This is a genomic window from Citrobacter sp. MGH103, assembly GCF_001034475.2.
In the GTDB taxonomy this organism is placed as follows: domain Bacteria; phylum Pseudomonadota; class Gammaproteobacteria; order Enterobacterales; family Enterobacteriaceae; genus Citrobacter; species Citrobacter freundii.
In genome coordinates this window covers 700,062-715,103 of record NZ_CP073043.1, presented here as the reverse complement: position 1 = coordinate 715,103, position 15,042 = coordinate 700,062, and the positions used below count along the sequence as shown (strand labels likewise).

At 53.4% G+C, this 15,042-nt stretch carries 13 protein-coding genes, 1 tRNA gene and 1 pseudogene; 6 read left to right on the top strand and 9 right to left on the bottom strand.

Annotated features, from left to right (window positions below):
* Positions 1-215 precede the first annotated feature (215 nt).
* From dnaG to SK33_RS03465, 4 genes are all read left to right on the top strand, one after another.
* Positions 216-1,961 carry a DNA primase gene (dnaG, locus tag SK33_RS03485; protein WP_003024697.1) on the top strand — a complete coding sequence of 582 codons (1,746 nt, stop codon included), beginning with the start codon at positions 216-218 and terminating at the stop codon, positions 1,959-1,961.
* 243 nt (positions 1,962-2,204) lie between these two features.
* Positions 2,205-4,052 carry an RNA polymerase sigma factor RpoD gene (gene rpoD, locus SK33_RS03480; protein ID WP_003024699.1) on the top strand — a complete coding sequence of 616 codons (1,848 nt, stop codon included), beginning with the start codon at positions 2,205-2,207 and terminating at the stop codon, positions 4,050-4,052.
* 161 nt (positions 4,053-4,213) lie between these two features.
* Positions 4,214-5,263 (top strand): 7-bladed beta-propeller protein YncE, encoded by a 1,050-nt coding sequence (yncE, locus tag SK33_RS03470; RefSeq protein ID WP_048218613.1) that lies wholly within the window; start codon positions 4,214-4,216, stop codon positions 5,261-5,263.
* A 10-nt stretch (positions 5,264-5,273) separates the two neighbouring features.
* Complete coding sequence (locus SK33_RS03465; protein WP_003838090.1) at positions 5,274-7,271, top strand: TonB-dependent receptor domain-containing protein; 1,998 nt, start codon at positions 5,274-5,276, stop codon at positions 7,269-7,271.
* A gap of 30 nt (positions 7,272-7,301) precedes the next feature.
* On the opposite strand, the gene mug is transcribed toward SK33_RS03465, so the two are convergent.
* A complete protein-coding gene (mug, locus tag SK33_RS03460; protein WP_048218614.1) occupies positions 7,302-7,808 on the bottom strand; it encodes a G/U mismatch-specific DNA glycosylase in 507 nt (168 codons plus the stop codon).
* Between the two features lie 125 nt (positions 7,809-7,933).
* Between mug and SK33_RS03455 the strand changes: the two genes are divergently transcribed.
* Together SK33_RS03455 and SK33_RS03450 are read left to right on the top strand one after the other, a co-directional pair.
* Positions 7,934-8,009: transfer RNA gene (locus tag SK33_RS03455), tRNA-Ile, on the top strand.
* 374 nt (positions 8,010-8,383) lie between these two features.
* Positions 8,384-8,881, top strand: a complete 498-nt coding sequence (locus SK33_RS03450; protein ID WP_407056790.1) for a DUF4760 domain-containing protein — start codon at positions 8,384-8,386, stop codon at positions 8,879-8,881.
* A 131-nt stretch (positions 8,882-9,012) separates the two neighbouring features.
* Here the strand turns inward: SK33_RS03450 and SK33_RS03445 are convergent, their stop codons facing one another.
* From SK33_RS03445 to SK33_RS03410, 8 genes and pseudogenes are all read right to left on the bottom strand, one after another.
* Positions 9,013-9,198, bottom strand: coding sequence for an ogr/Delta-like zinc finger family protein (locus SK33_RS03445; RefSeq protein WP_075262479.1), 186 nt, complete (start codon positions 9,196-9,198; stop codon positions 9,013-9,015).
* 113 nt (positions 9,199-9,311) lie between these two features.
* Entirely contained in the window at positions 9,312-10,292 is a 981-nt protein-coding gene (locus SK33_RS03440; RefSeq protein ID WP_000019445.1) for an IS5-like element ISKpn26 family transposase, read from the bottom strand.
* A gap of 64 nt (positions 10,293-10,356) precedes the next feature.
* A pseudogene (locus tag SK33_RS03435) lies at positions 10,357-10,431 on the bottom strand (ogr/Delta-like zinc finger family protein); the annotation flags it as partial.
* Between the two features lie 65 nt (positions 10,432-10,496).
* A complete protein-coding gene (locus SK33_RS03430) occupies positions 10,497-11,666 on the bottom strand; it encodes a phage late control D family protein (RefSeq protein WP_048218616.1) in 1,170 nt (389 codons plus the stop codon).
* Positions 11,663-12,127 (bottom strand): phage tail protein, encoded by a 465-nt coding sequence (locus SK33_RS03425; protein ID WP_048218617.1) that lies wholly within the window; start codon positions 12,125-12,127, stop codon positions 11,663-11,665. The genes SK33_RS03430 and SK33_RS03425 overlap by 4 nt, the downstream gene beginning before the upstream one ends.
* A gap of 13 nt (positions 12,128-12,140) precedes the next feature.
* Positions 12,141-14,582 carry a phage tail tape measure protein gene (locus SK33_RS03420; protein ID WP_048218618.1) on the bottom strand — a complete coding sequence of 814 codons (2,442 nt, stop codon included), beginning with the start codon at positions 14,580-14,582 and terminating at the stop codon, positions 12,141-12,143.
* Positions 14,572-14,730 carry a GpE family phage tail protein gene (locus SK33_RS03415; RefSeq protein ID WP_306308100.1) on the bottom strand — a complete coding sequence of 53 codons (159 nt, stop codon included), beginning with the start codon at positions 14,728-14,730 and terminating at the stop codon, positions 14,572-14,574. The genes SK33_RS03420 and SK33_RS03415 overlap by 11 nt, the downstream gene beginning before the upstream one ends.
* Positions 14,727-15,041: a phage tail assembly protein gene (locus SK33_RS03410; protein WP_019077156.1), complete on the bottom strand. Its 315-nt coding sequence runs from the start codon at positions 15,039-15,041 to the stop codon at positions 14,727-14,729. Before SK33_RS03410 ends, SK33_RS03415 begins: the two co-directional genes overlap by 4 nt.
* Position 15,042: the final 1 nt, after the last annotated feature.

The window sequence follows — 15,042 nt, the reverse complement described above, 5'->3', positions numbered from 1 at the left end:
AATTCAGACTGAGTTGTAGTTGTAAGGCCGTGCTTCCGGAAGGAATGCGCGGCTTATTTTCGTTTATACACGTCATCATTCAAGCTGCCTCAGTGTTGGCTGCAGTCGCTCACCCCAGTCACGTACTGATGTACGCTCCTGAGGATTCGCTTCCTTGCCGCCTTGATGCATCCTGAATGATTTTGTGTATATGAGTCATCAAAAAACAGGGGCTTATGGCTGGACGAATTCCTCGCGTTTTTATCAATGACCTGCTGGCAAGAACCGACATCGTCGATCTCATCGACGCGCGGGTAAAGCTGAAAAAGCAGGGCAAAAATTATCACGCGTGCTGTCCGTTTCATAACGAAAAAACCCCCTCTTTCACCGTAAACGGTGAAAAACAGTTTTATCACTGCTTTGGGTGTGGCGCGCATGGCAACGCCGTCGACTTTCTCATGAACTACGACAAGCTCGAGTTTGTGGAAACCGTCGAAGAACTGGCCGCAATGCACAACCTTGAAGTGCCCTATGAAGCAGGCAGTGGCCCCAGTCAGATAGAGCGCCATCAACGGCAAAGCCTTTATCAATTGATGGATGGCCTGAACACTTTTTATCAACAGTCTTTGATGCAACCCGCCGCTACCCCTGCGCGCCAGTACCTGGAAAAGCGAGGATTAAGTAGCGACGTTATCACCCGTTTTGCTATTGGTTTTGCGCCCCCCGGCTGGGACAACGTCCTGAAACGGTTTGGCGGCAATGCTGAAAATCGCAAATCGCTGGTTGATGCGGGGATGTTGGTCACCAACGATCAGGGACGCAGTTACGATCGCTTCCGCGAACGGGTGATGTTCCCCATCCGCGACAAACGTGGTCGGGTCATTGGTTTTGGTGGACGCGTGCTGGGCGATGCCCTGCCGAAGTATCTGAACTCCCCGGAAACCGATATTTTCCATAAAGGTCGCCAGCTGTATGGTCTTTATGAAGCCCAGCAGGATAACGCCGATCCACAGCGCCTGTTAGTGGTAGAAGGCTATATGGATGTGGTGGCGCTGGCACAATACGGCATTAACTACGCCGTGGCATCCCTTGGGACGTCGACCACCGCCGATCACATCCAACTGTTGTTCCGCGCGACGAACAACGTAATTTGCTGTTACGACGGCGACCGTGCCGGACGCGACGCAGCATGGCGCGCGCTGGAAACCGCACTGCCCTATATGACAGACGGACGCCAGCTACGCTTTATGTTTTTACCTGACGGCGAAGATCCCGATACGCTGGTGCGCAAAGAAGGGAAAGAGGCCTTTGAAGCGCGGATGGAGCAGGCGTTGCCGCTCTCTGCGTTTTTATTTAACAGCCTGTTGCCGCAGGTGGATTTGAGTACCCCAGACGGACGCGCACAGCTCAGCACGCTGGCATTACCGCTGATTACTCAGGTACCAGGCGAAACGTTGCGCATTTACCTGCGACAGGAGTTGGGAAACAAGCTCGGCATTCTGGATGACAGCCAGCTTGAACGTTTAATGCCAAAACTGGCAGAAAATGGGGCTTCCCGCCCTGTTCCACAGCTAAAACGTACGACCATGCGTATACTTATAGGGTTGCTGGTGCAGAACCCGGAGCTCGCCCCGCTGGTTCCACCGTTAGGCGCACTGGATAGCAATAAGCTGCCTGGACTTGGCTTATTCAGAGAACTGGTCAACACTTGTCTGGCTCAGCCAGGTCTGACCACCGGGCAACTTTTAGAACACTACCGTGGCACAAATGATGCTGCGACCCTTGAAAAACTGTCGATGTGGGACGATATAGCAGATAAAGATATCGCAGAAAAAACCTTCACCGACTCACTCAACCATATGTTTGATTCGATGCTTGAACTGCGCCAGGAAGAGTTGATAGCTCGTGAGCGCACACACGGTTTAAGCAGCGAAGAACGCCGGGAACTCTGGACGCTGAACCAGGAACTGGCCAAGAAATAAGAGAAAGACAAAACAAAGACAAAATCATTCGCGTTGTATCAAGGCAGCAAGTAAACGAACGCAGCTAACGCAGAGACAACGTGAAAGATGAAGTATTTAACGGCTTAACTGCCGAATATCGATCGGGAAGCCCCCGACAGCCGCACGGAGAGGCAGCGGCAAAATATAAGTATGCCCTCGTTTTGCCGTTGGCGGTTTTACCGCCCAACACCAATCAAACGAATTAAGTGTGGATACCGTCTTATGGAGCAAAACCCGCAGTCACAGCTGAAGCTTCTTGTCCAACGTGGTAAGGAGCAAGGCTATCTGACCTATGCCGAGGTCAATGACCATCTGCCGGAAGATATCGTCGATTCAGATCAAATCGAAGACATCATCCAAATGATCAATGACATGGGTATTCAGGTGATGGAAGAAGCACCTGATGCCGATGATCTGCTGCTTGCTGAAACCTCCAACAGCACCGATGAAGACGCGGAAGAAGCGGCTGCCCAGGTTCTGTCCAGCGTTGAGTCCGAAATCGGTCGTACAACTGACCCGGTCCGCATGTACATGCGTGAAATGGGTACCGTTGAACTGTTAACCCGTGAAGGCGAAATCGACATCGCTAAACGCATCGAAGACGGGATTAACCAGGTTCAATGCTCCGTTGCCGAATACCCGGAAGCTATCACCTACCTGCTTGAGCAGTACGATCGCGTAGAAGCTGAAGAAGCACGTCTTTCCGATCTGATCACTGGCTTTGTCGATCCAAACGCGGAAGAAGACATGGCGCCAACGGCGACCCACGTCGGTTCTGAACTCTCTCAGGAAGAGATGGATGACGATGAAGACGAAGATGAAGAAGATGGCGACGACGACAGCAGCGATGACGACAACAGCATCGACCCTGAGTTAGCGCGTGAAAAATTCGGTGAACTGCGTACTCAGTACGAAATCACTCGCGACACCATCAAAGCGAAAGGCCGCAGCCATGCTGCCGCGCAGGAAGAAATTCAGAAGCTGTCCGAAGTGTTCAAACAGTTCCGCCTGGTGCCGAAGCAGTTCGACTACCTGGTAAACAGCATGCGCGTCATGATGGACCGTGTGCGTACTCAGGAACGTCTGATCATGAAGCTCTGCGTTGAGCAGTGCAAAATGCCGAAGAAAAACTTCATCACCCTGTTCACTGGCAACGAAACCAGCGAAACCTGGTTCAACGCGGCAATCGCGATGAACAAACCGTGGTCTGAAAAACTGCACGATGTGGCAGATGACGTTCACCGCGGCCTGCAGAAACTGCAGCAGATTGAAGAAGAAACCGGCCTGACCATCGAGCAGGTTAAAGATATCAACCGTCGCATGTCCATCGGTGAAGCGAAAGCCCGCCGTGCGAAAAAAGAGATGGTTGAAGCGAACTTACGTCTGGTTATCTCTATCGCTAAAAAATACACCAACCGTGGCTTGCAGTTCCTGGATCTGATTCAGGAAGGTAACATCGGTCTGATGAAAGCGGTTGATAAGTTTGAATACCGTCGTGGTTACAAGTTCTCCACCTATGCAACCTGGTGGATCCGTCAGGCGATCACCCGTTCGATCGCGGATCAGGCGCGTACCATCCGTATCCCGGTACATATGATTGAGACTATCAACAAGCTCAACCGTATCTCCCGTCAGATGCTGCAAGAGATGGGCCGCGAGCCTACGCCGGAAGAACTGGCTGAACGCATGCTGATGCCGGAAGACAAGATCCGTAAAGTGCTGAAGATCGCTAAAGAGCCTATCTCCATGGAAACGCCGATCGGCGACGATGAAGATTCGCATCTGGGTGATTTCATCGAGGATACCACCCTCGAGTTGCCGCTGGACTCTGCGACCACCGAGAGCCTGCGTGCCGCAACGCACGACGTTCTGGCTGGCCTGACCGCCCGTGAAGCGAAAGTTCTGCGTATGCGTTTCGGTATCGATATGAACACCGACCACACGCTGGAAGAAGTCGGTAAACAGTTCGACGTTACCCGTGAACGTATCCGTCAGATCGAAGCGAAAGCGCTGCGTAAACTGCGCCATCCGAGCCGCTCAGAAGTACTGCGTAGCTTCCTCGACGATTAATCGTTTCTGTTATTAAGAAGCTCCCTCCGGGGAGCTTTTTTTTTGGGATTTTCCGCAGTGTACAAAAATTGGTAGGGGGCATCGCCTATACATGCAATTGTAAATGATATTTATTTTCATTATCATTTTTCTTTTCGTAAACAACTGTAAAGAAAAATGACATGAATTTAAAAACATTAAAAAATCAGTCCCTCTGCGCGCTTGCGATTTCACTGGCACTTTATGCCGGTTCAGCCCTGGCAAAAGACTTTACTGAGGATCAGTTCGCCTCTCAGACGCTTGGTCATGGCGTTTACGAACTGGCTTATGACGCCGGACAACAGGCTATCTATGCAGCCTCTGCCCCCTCTTTCGACAAAGATAAAACCGCCGGTGAAGTGTTCCTGTTTTCAACTGAATCATTAAAAGTCGATGAGCGGATCGCCACCGAACGCCGTCCTTTTGCGGTCTCACTGGATGAACCTAACCACATTCTCTGGCTAGGTAATGCGCTGGATGGCTCACTGACCCTGCTGGATACCCGTACCCATAAAGAAGTGAAAATGCTTCAGCTTGCAGACGAAGAAAATAAAGCCCACGTTCGTGAAGTGGTGCTCGACAAGAAGCACCACCGTCTGTATGTCTCCGGTATTGGCAGTGAAAATAAAGGTGTGCTGTGGGTTGTCGACACGTATAACCAGAAACTATTACACGCCCTCAAAGGGATGGATCCGGTCGGTTTCGCCGTTGATGAAGCTGGCGATAAAGTTTACGCCGTCACTGGCAAAGGCGAACTGGTTACCCTGGATGGCAAAACGTCGCAGGTTCTGTCGCGTGTGAAGGTTGACCCCTCCGAGCCGAAGCATTACTTCCTGAACATCGCGTTGAACACGGCCAAAGGCGTCGGATTTATCGCCGATACCAACACCGCCGACGTGCTGGTAGTCCAACTGGGCAGCGGTAAAATTGTTCACCGCGTTCCCACGCCAAACTCCATCGCTGCGGTCTATAACCCTGCCCGCAACGAAGTGTATGTTACCCATCGCAATGCCCGTCAGATTAGCGTTATCGATGCCAACACTTACAGCCTGAAGCACACCATCAAAACGGCAGCAATGCCAAACAGCATGGTGCTTTCTCCTGACAGCAAAACGCTCTTCGTTAGCGTGAAGCAGGATGAAAAAGCCAACAAGGCTGACTATGTACTCAAGCTCGATTTAACCCAGTTCTGAGGAATGCGTTGTGATTAACCAGACTCGTACCGCGCTGGCGATTTCGCTCGCCCTTGCCAGCCTCCCGGCGACCGTTTTCGCCGAAGAAACCACACCAGATAATGAAGATCAACTGGTGGTCACCGCCACCGGTTTCGCACAGGAACGCCGTGAGGCACCGGCGACCATCTCCGTCGTCGGCGAGAAAGAACTGAACACCCGCTCTAACCAGAACGTCACCGAAGCCCTTCGCGAGATGCCCGGCGTATTGGTGGGTAATGGCAACGGTAGCCTTGCCACAGGCGATGTGCAGATGCGCGGCATGGACTCGACCTATACCTCCTACATGGTCAACGGCATCAAACAAGGCACCCGCGAATCGCGTCCTTACGGACACCATATCGGGACAGAGGCTGCCTTTTTACCGCCGCTTGCTGCTATCGAGCGAATCGAGGTGATTCGCGGACCGATGTCCTCACTGTATGGCTCTGACTCCATCGGCGGCGTGGTCAACGTCATCACCAAAAAAGGCTACAACCTCGATAAATGGACAGGTGTGCTGGAAGATAACTACTTCCTGCAAGAGAAGAGCGAGTACGGTAACACCAACCAGACCAATGTCTTCCTGATGGGGCCAATTATCCCCAGCAAGCTCGGAGTGAGCGTAGCGGCGGATTATCTTGATCGCCGTGATGACGACAGCATCTCCGATGAGCGCTTTGTGAAGCACCAGGCTGGCAATCTGGATGCCACCATCAACATGTCGCCGACCGACACCCAACTGTGGGATTTGAACGTCGTCAAAGGGCATCAGGTAAAATCACACAATGATAAAGCCTGGCAATGGGACTTTGACCGCGATGCCGCTTCACTTGCGCAGCATGCCTGGTACGGCGACGATCTGCTGGAAGTGAAGAACTTCATCAGCTACGAAAACGCTAAAACCGAGTATCGTGTGCCGGGCATGAGTTCGCAGTTCATTAAGCAGAAAAACTATGAAGCCAACAGCGCGAACACCTTTACGCTGGGCGACCACAAGCTGACGCTGGGGATCAACTTCACCCGTAATGAGCTGGACGACACTTTCGGCATCGAAAACAAAGAAGTGCCGGGCATAACGCCTGTCAGCAAGATCACCCGTGACGGCTGGGCCATCTTCGCGGAAGATGCCTGGATGATGGTTCCGGACTTCACCCTCACCACCTCGGCGCGTCTCGATCACGACAGCTACTTTGGCTACCACGTCACGCCAAAACTCTACGGTAACTGGACGATTGACGAAAGCTGGGCGCTGAAGGGCGGCGTATCGGCGGGCTATAAAAAACCGGACCTGCGTGAGAACAATGAAGGTTTCACCAGCGTCTACGGTTCGTATCCGTATTCTTTCATTGGGATCGGCAACGATGACCTGAAACCTGAGCAGAGCGTCAACACCGAGCTGGGCGTCTACTGGCAACAGGACACACTGGCACTGGATGCAACCGTGTTCTTCACCAAATTCAAGGACAAGATCAGCGACTACACCATCTGTACCGCAACGGCCACGCAGAAGTGCATTTACAACGGGTATGAAGCGGAAGAAGTCTCGCAGTATTTCAACGTCAGCGACGCGGAAATCTATGGCCTGGAGCTGAACGGCGACTGGCAGGTCACTACCGCGCTGAAAGCGAACGCGAACTACACCTATACCCACAGCGAGCAAAAGAGTGGTCAGTACAAGGGAGAGGCGCTGAACGAGTTCCCGACGAGCATGGCCAACCTGTCTCTGACATGGAATGCACTTAACGATCTTGAACTGTGGAGCAAAGCCAGCTGGCGCAGCAATACGCCTGACATCGGCAAATCAACGTCAACCGACGCCTATGCGCTGGTCGATTTAGGGGCACGCTACCATCTCAACAAGAGCATCACATTGATGGCGGGGGTTTATAACCTGTTCGACGTGAACCCAATCTACAAAACGTCCTATAACCAGTCTTCCATCCTGGAAGGACGCCGCTACAACATGGGCGCACGCTTCGAGTTCTGACAGTGACGCCGGAGCCTAAGGCTCCGGCAGTTACAGGCCGCGCGCCTTCAACGCCACATTCACTTCCCGATACGCCTCTACCAGTTTATCCAGCGTGATCCGGCTTAACCCGCTGGGATTCGGCAATACCCATATTTGCGTCGCGCCAATGGTCAGCGTCTGTTTTCCCCACTGCGCCCCACGCTGGCTAAGCCCCTGCTCAAATGCCTGCTTCCCGAGGATAGCGAGCGCGGCTGGCTGATACTCTTCTATTTTCTCAATAAGCAGACGACCGCCGCTACGCATCTCTTGTAGCTTTACCTCATTGGCTTGCACCGTTGGTCTGTCGACAAACTTAGTCACGCCGCAGCGGAAATCCAGCAGATGCTGTGCCTCTTCAGGTTTAAGCTGGCGATCGGTAAACCCCGCCTGATGGATAACCTTCCAGAAGCGATTAGCGGGGTGTGCAAAGGGGAATCCTGTACCTGCGGAAGATAGCCCCGGATTGATGCCGCAAAACACCACCCGCAGCCCCGGTGCCAGTATGTCCTTAACCATAATTACTCCGAACAATACATCAGAGGAACAAGTATAACGGACTGAAAATACATTGTTTATAAAAACAGCATCCGTACGCTTATGTCTGGATTGCAACGCGGAGTTACTTTATAATCCACCGCCACGGCCCCTTAGCTCAGTGGTTAGAGCAGGCGACTCATAATCGCTTGGTCGCTGGTTCAAGTCCAGCAGGGGCCACCAAATTTTAGCTTTAAAATCATATAATTAAGCCACTCTAGCGAGTGGCTTTTTTGTTATCTCGTTTTTGAGTGGCGATGAAATGGCGGTAGACGGAACGACTATCGCCCTAAATGCAGCGTTTTATCATTGCTGCACTTTCTTGAAAGCGATTTTGAATAACCAGCCAAATTTGACGATACATGACTTGTCAGATTATTATTGACTCAGTTCTATGAGTATTGTTTGCAACAACTTTACCTGTATGAGTAGTAACAGTAGTACCAGAAGGAGTATCTATATGAAACATTTTGATGAGTTTGATGGTCTGTAAATACGACTAACAAGAAATGGCGGGGCAACTTCCCCGCCTTTTTTATGGGTAAAAACTAATGGCGTTGGATGCACTAGATTTACAACTAATGAGTAATGCGATCGTCGGTGTTGGTGTATTGGTAGCTGCGGGTACAATCGCTTACAACATACGAATAGCTAAAAAGACTCAAACAGCAAATTTTTTGTTCGAAAGCAGAAAGGATCATGACTACATTGCCGGGTTAAGAACACTTACACGAGTCCACAATTCTGGAGTCTCTTTTCGTTCCTACGTTTTCCCTTGTACGGATGTAATTCTTGGAGAGGAACAGCGAAAAGAATACAATGAAATTCAATATATTATTAACTTTTATGAACGTGTTGCGGTGAGTGTAAAGCACGGTATTTATCATGAAGATATGCTCAAATCAGCTTCATGTTCGACTGTAGTGCGAGTGTTTGAAACTTCAGAGCCTCTCATTAAAGCAATTAGAGAGAAACAAGGACGGGATACGCTTTATCAAGAATTTGAATGGATGGTTAAGCGCTGGAAAGCTAAACCGTTGAAAAAAGTCAAATGATTCGTCTAGCGGTAAGCATCATTCCCTGCCATATATGAGGATACTGGTCAGTGTCCTCATACTCACTTTTTGCTTTTAATTTCCTGAATACATATAAATCCAGCGAACAGCGGGCATTTTTAGGAAATTTATCAGAGCCATAATGGACGCTGACCACCGACAATCGGGTGCGGTGGTGCCCGGTCGATATCACCTGGAGTTACAATGAACCGCTCTACCGACTCCATTGTCACAAACGTACAACTGCAATTTATGTTGGTGCATTGGTGATAACGTTCTTTAGGGAAGGTGCGAATAAGCAGGTCATTTCTTCCCAAGCTGACTCGCTGATTAAAATTTCGCGGATCTGGGCCGATTTTTTTCCCGCAAACACATCGAATCAGCCTATTTAGGCTATTTTTTCCACCATTTCTGGCGTTATTTCCGGTTTTTACTGAGATCTCTCCCACTGACGTATCATTTGGTCCACCCGAAACAGGTTGGCCAGGGTGAATAACATCGCCAGTTGGTTATCGTTTTTCAGCAGCCCCTTGTATCTGGCTTTCACGAAGCCGAACTGCCGCTTGATGATGCGAAACGGGTGCTCCACCCTGGCACGGATGCTGGCTTTCATGTATTCGATGTTGATGGCCGTTTTGTTCTTGCGCGGATGCTGCTTCAAGGTTTTTACCTTGCCGGGACGCTCGGCGATCAGCCAGTCCACATCCACCTCGGCCAGCTCCTCGCGCTGTGGCGCTCCTTGGTAGCCGGCATCGGCTGAGACAAATTGCTCCTCTCCATGAAGCAGATTACCCAGCTGATTGAGGTCATGCTCGTTGGCCGCGGTGGTGACCAGGCTGTGGGTCAGGCCACTCTTGGCATCGACACCAATGTGGGCCTTCATGCCAAAGTGCCACTGATTGCCTTTCTTGGTCTGATGCATCTCCGGATCGCGTTGCTGCTCTTTGTTCTTGGTAGAGCTGGGTGCCTCAATGATGGTGGCATCCACCAAAGTGCCTTGGGTCATCATGACGCCTGCTTCGGCCAGCCAGCGATTGATGGTCTTGAACAATTGACGGGCCAGTTGATGCTGCTCGAGCAGGTGGCGGAAATTCATGATGGTGGTGCGATCCGGCAGGGCGCTATCCAGGGATAATCGGGCAAACAGGCGCATGGAGGCGATTTCGTACAGGGCATCTTCCATGGCACCGTCGCTCAGGTTGTACCAATGCTGCATGCAGTGAATACGCAGCATGGTCTCCAGCGGATAGGGCCGTCGGCCATTGCCCGCCTTGGGATAAAACGGCTCGATGACAGCGGTCATATTCTGCCATGGCAGAATCTGCTCCATGCGGGAGAGGAAAATCTCTTTTCGGGTCTGACGGCGCTTAGTGCTGAATTCACTATCGGCGAAGGTGAGTTGATGGCTCATGATGTCCCTCTGGGATGCGCTCCGGATGAATATGATGATCTCATATCAGGAACTTGTTCGCACCTTCCTTAGTATTCTCACTAAGATAGCGACTTGTGCGTGCATGCGCAGCATGCTGGCATTTCGGACAATGGAACATAAAACGCCCTCAATTCACAATTGGTGAATTAATCATACTAACTTATTCACCATTTGAGAATAAATTTATTCTTCCTCATCCTCCGCATCGTACTCAACATCAGAAATTTTAACCTCAAGCTCTAAGTCCGTCGTGAAGCCACTCCCGTTAAGGCTGTGCACCACACGGCTGATTATCCACGCCTGTTCGTCTATCACGCGCTTAAAGCCTTTCACGGCCACCGGCGTTTCAGGAAATAAATCAGCCCGGCCAGTGGCAAGCGTAATGGAAAATTCCGCCACGCCTCGCTGTATCCTGTCCCACGTTGCCTGAGCCGCGCGCATGGCCTGCGCCTTTGTGGCATAGATGGTCGTGAGCTCAAGAACGTTGTCAGACTCTCCGGCCATATACTCACCTTCCCGCGCTTCCTGCGCCTTTTTCTCTCTGGCCTTTGTCGATGTTTTAGCGGCTTTCGGGTGCTGCAGCGCACGCAGATGCTGCTCTTTGGGTTTACGTTTGAGCCTCACCTTTTGCTTTTGTGGTTTCGGGTCTCTGGTATGCAACCATTTCGCCGTCACGCCGGTGTAAGCCTCCCGGTCTGCAATGGCGAACTGATGGCGGTCGCCGTCGCCACGCTCGACGGTCATTTGGGGGATCGGCTTACCACTGGCCGTCATCGCACTACCGGCTTTCAGGAATAATAACTTCCCGGCTTTCACCGACACAGATGCACCGTTACGCTCAGCAAGGCGGGACAAAAACGCCGCGTCGGATTCCTGCGTCTGGTCGATATGGGGAATGGCGATGGCTTTCAGAGAGTCAGCAACACTGGCCGTCAGCTTATTACGCTGCGCGATGGTCTCCACAATCACCCCGAGCGTGGTGTCGTGCCATGACTGCTCGCGCCGCGAGTTTAGCGAGCCGCGAAAATCGGCGCTACGTCCCCGGATGGTCAGCGTATCAGGCGCGCCCCGATGCTCGATTTCATCGACCGTGAAACTCCCCTTGTTGACCAGTGCGGAGCCCTGCCAGCCCAGCCACAGCGTCAGCGACGCCCCGCGCGGCGGCAGCTCGACCAGCCCGTCAGTATCATCGAGCGCGATATCAAGCTGGTCAGCCTCGAATCCGCGATTGTCGGTCATGGTCAGACCGATAAGCCGGTCGCTGAAATTCTGCGTGATATCCTCCCCGTCCAGCGTGAGCATATACGCAGGGGCAACACGCGCCCCGGCCTGAATATTCATTCCCGTTATCATCCTGCCAGCCCTCCCGCCCATTCACCGGCAGACGTGATCAGATTATCCGCCTGCGTTTTCAGGTCGCCATACATGGCCGCGAGCGACTCGTCGACGCGTTTCAGGGACAGAGTGAACTCGATTTTTCTCGCTGCACCGTCGCTGAAAAGCTCGGTGTGGTTATGAGTCACTTTATCGATAACGTACATCCCGTGGATCATGCCGGTTCCGTCAATCAGTGGCCACGCACGCCCCTCGTCGGCCATCAGCTCAATCGCCTGCAACGACAGACGCCCGCCGGTGATTTCAGGGTAAAGCGTCCCCGACAGGGTGCGCGAGGTTTCCCCCTCCCCGAGAAACTGATAAGCCGGTCGTTTGCCGATACGGTCATTGGACACCCAGCGGTAGTCCTTCGAATACTGCATCGACTGATGCGGCAGGGTGCGCCGTTCAAACACAAAAAAGCCCAGCACCATTAACATTTTGCCCTCTCTCTCAGTCGAGTCTCATGTTGGATCGCTGACGCGCGCGCTTTTCACGATCAAGTTTGTCGACGGCGTCGCGGAGCTGGCGGTCAAGGTCTCCACCCTGCGCAACGCCCCCCTGCAGGGTGATGTTGTATTCGCTTTTGCTCTGGTCGATATAAGAGCGACCTGCAGGCGCAGTGACCGGCTGATACGCCTGATACCCGCCATAACTCGCTGTCGCAGGGATATACCCGCCACCCGGTGAAGCCTTATCCGCGTTGGCTGCAGTCTGGTCGAGGTCGGTCGATTCTTTTTTGATAACACCGAGTTTCTCCAGCAGCCAGTCAACCTTGCCGCTCAGGCTGTTAAACAGGTTGAGCGGCGTCATCAGCGCATCAGCCAGCGCCTGACCAAACGCCACGCCGACATTTTTGCAACTGTCGAGCGTGTCCTGCGTGGCTTTCACCGGTGCAAGCAGGTCTTTAAACCACTGGCAGACAACGCCCAGCTTTTCCGCAATAGCATCAAACACCGGCGCGAGCGGGATGAACATCGCCCCCACCGGGGCAAAGGCAGCTTTCAGCCCCGCCACCACGCCCGAGAAGAATGCACCAATCGGCTCCCAGTATTTACGGATAAGCAGCGCCCCAGCCACCACCGCCCCGGCGACCGCCAGCACCGGCAGGGTGATTGCGCCAATGCCCGTGACAATCGCGCCGCCGACCGTACTGAAAACCACACCAAGCACGCCAGCAGCCGCAATGATGGCATTTATCCCCATCACCACCGGCCAGGCAATCAGGCCAATCCCGCCCATCACCCCGATTAGCGCCAGCGCGCCCCCGACCACCACGCCGAGGGTGGTCGCCAGCCCCTTATTTTTCTGGATCCAGCCGTCAAGCCTGAGCACATACTGCGTGGCCGTCTGCGTCAGCTTACGCAGTGAGCCCTCCTGCTGGTCAAACAGGTCTGTCCCGACCGCCTCATAGGCTGACTGAAACTCTTTGAAGTCGCCGCCGAGGTTATCCTGCATAACCTTAACCAGTTCCCCGGTTTTACCGTCCGAGGCTTTAAACGCGGCGGTGAGCTTATCGAGCTTGCCGGTTGAGGCTGCCGTCATCAGCACGGCGGCCGCCGAGCTGGCTTCCTCCCCGAAAATGGTTTTCATGTATTCGGCGCGCTGACCCGTCCCGAGATTATTTTTCTCAAAACTGCGCTGCATTTCTTTCAGGATGGAAAATATCGGGCGGGTGTTGCCCTTGCTGTCGGAGGTTTTCACCCCGAGCTCTTTGATAGCATCGTAGGCTTTGCCGGTCGGTGCCTGCAGGCGACTCATGACGGCACGGCTTCCCGTTCCCGCCATCGAGCCGGTGATTCTGGAGTCGTGCAGCGCCCCCACCATCGCGGCGGTTTCCTCGATACTTACCCCAGCATTTTTCGCCACCGGCGCGGCATAGGTCAGCGCATCGCTCATCCCGTCAAAGTCGGCGGCGGTTTTGTTCATCGTCATCGAGAGAACATCACCAATATGCGCGACCTTGTCGTTTGAAAGCTGAAACGCTGATTTCATTCCGGTCAGCAGCGCGGCGTTCTCCTCCATCGTGCGCTTGTTGGACAGCGCCATATTCAGCGTCACCGGCGTCGCCGCCTGAATGGCCGCCGCATCCCCGCCACCTTTCGCGATAATAATCTGTGCCCCCGCCGCATCATCGGCAGAGGCCGCCGTATTGTCCCCGAGCTGGCGCGCCTGTTTGCGCAGCGCCTGCATTTCGGGTGACTGTTTATCGACACCGAGCACCGCCTGCAGCTCTGAGTTCTTCTGCGCAAATTCATAGCCCGGCATCAGCAGCTTAACCCCGGCCATGGTTCCCGCCGTCGCCACACCGACACCGGCAGCGCCCGCCGCCGCCGCGTTACCGGCCAGTGATTTACCGGCCTGATACCGTTCTTTCACCCGGCTTAACTTCGCCTGCTGTGCGCTGACTTTCGCCAGTGCCTCACGCTGACGGTTGAGCTGCGCGGTGGTTTCACTGATACGGGATTTAAGCCCCCGCTCATCATTTGCCAGATTACGGGTATTAATTCCCGCCGCACCGAGCTCGCGCTGCTGGCGCTTTACCGACTCCGTGAGGCTGTTGTATTTCGTCTGCAGCCCGTCGGCGGCACGCTTCGCAGATTCAAGCACCTGCGCCTGCGCGCGCGTCGGGCGCTCCGTGTTTTTAAACTGCGTGGCGAGTGCTTCGGCTTCCTGTTTCGCTTTATCAAGCGCGTGACCGGTCACGGCAAGCTGTGCGCTGGCTTTTCGGAATCCGTCAATACGGGATGCCTGCGCATTCAGTTCGCGCAGGCTTTTCTGTGACGTGCGGATATCACCGGACAGGGATTTACTGGCGTTCTGAATCGCTTTGAGCGGGCGGCTTGCCCGGTCGACGGCATTCAGCAGCACCTCGATTCTGACGTTATTGCTCATGATGGTTTCCGCTTCGTTGCAGCGCCTTGTCGCGCCATGTCAGGAGCTCGGTCACGCTCAGGGAATGTAACTCTGATGGCGGCCAGTGGAAAATCACCGCGATATCCGCCATCAGGTCATCGACCGACAGGTTTTTCGGAAAGGTCAGCGACCCGAAGCAGGCGACAAAAAACCGACCACCTTCCCGGCCAGCGAAATCAGATCAGACGCATCGAGACGCGTGACCTCGTGCTCAGTCAGTGCGGGATACGTCATGCGCGGCAGCACTTTAATCAGCGCATCAACGTCGGAATTCGCCAGCGAGGCCAGCGACACCCCGCGCAGAGTTCCGGCATTCGGTTTGGTCAGCGTGACCTGTTCAATTTTCTGCTCACCGCGCATCAGTGGGGTGTCAAAAATCACCACATTCGGATTGACGGTTTCAGTGTCAGTAACGGCAGTTTCATTGATATTTTTCATG

Coding starts and splice junctions, on each gene's coding strand:
- dnaG (WP_003024697.1), top strand. CDS start 216: ATGGCTGGACGAATTCCTCGCGTTTTTATCAATGACCTGCTGGCAAGA.
- rpoD (WP_003024699.1), top strand. CDS start 2,205: ATGGAGCAAAACCCGCAGTCACAGCTGAAGCTTCTTGTCCAACGTGGT.
- yncE (WP_048218613.1), top strand. CDS start 4,214: ATGAATTTAAAAACATTAAAAAATCAGTCCCTCTGCGCGCTTGCGATT.
- mug (WP_048218614.1), bottom strand. CDS start 7,808: ATGGTTAAGGACATACTGGCACCGGGGCTGCGGGTGGTGTTTTGCGGC.
- SK33_RS03440 (WP_000019445.1), bottom strand. CDS start 10,292: ATGAGCCATCAACTCACCTTCGCCGATAGTGAATTCAGCACTAAGCGC.
- SK33_RS03430 (WP_048218616.1), bottom strand. CDS start 11,666: ATGATAACGGGAATGAATATTCAGGCCGGGGCGCGTGTTGCCCCTGCG.
- SK33_RS03425 (WP_048218617.1), bottom strand. CDS start 12,127: ATGTTAATGGTGCTGGGCTTTTTTGTGTTTGAACGGCGCACCCTGCCG.
- SK33_RS03420 (WP_048218618.1), bottom strand. CDS start 14,582: ATGAGCAATAACGTCAGAATCGAGGTGCTGCTGAATGCCGTCGACCGG.
- SK33_RS03410 (WP_019077156.1), bottom strand. CDS start 15,041: ATGAAAAATATCAATGAAACTGCCGTTACTGACACTGAAACCGTCAAT.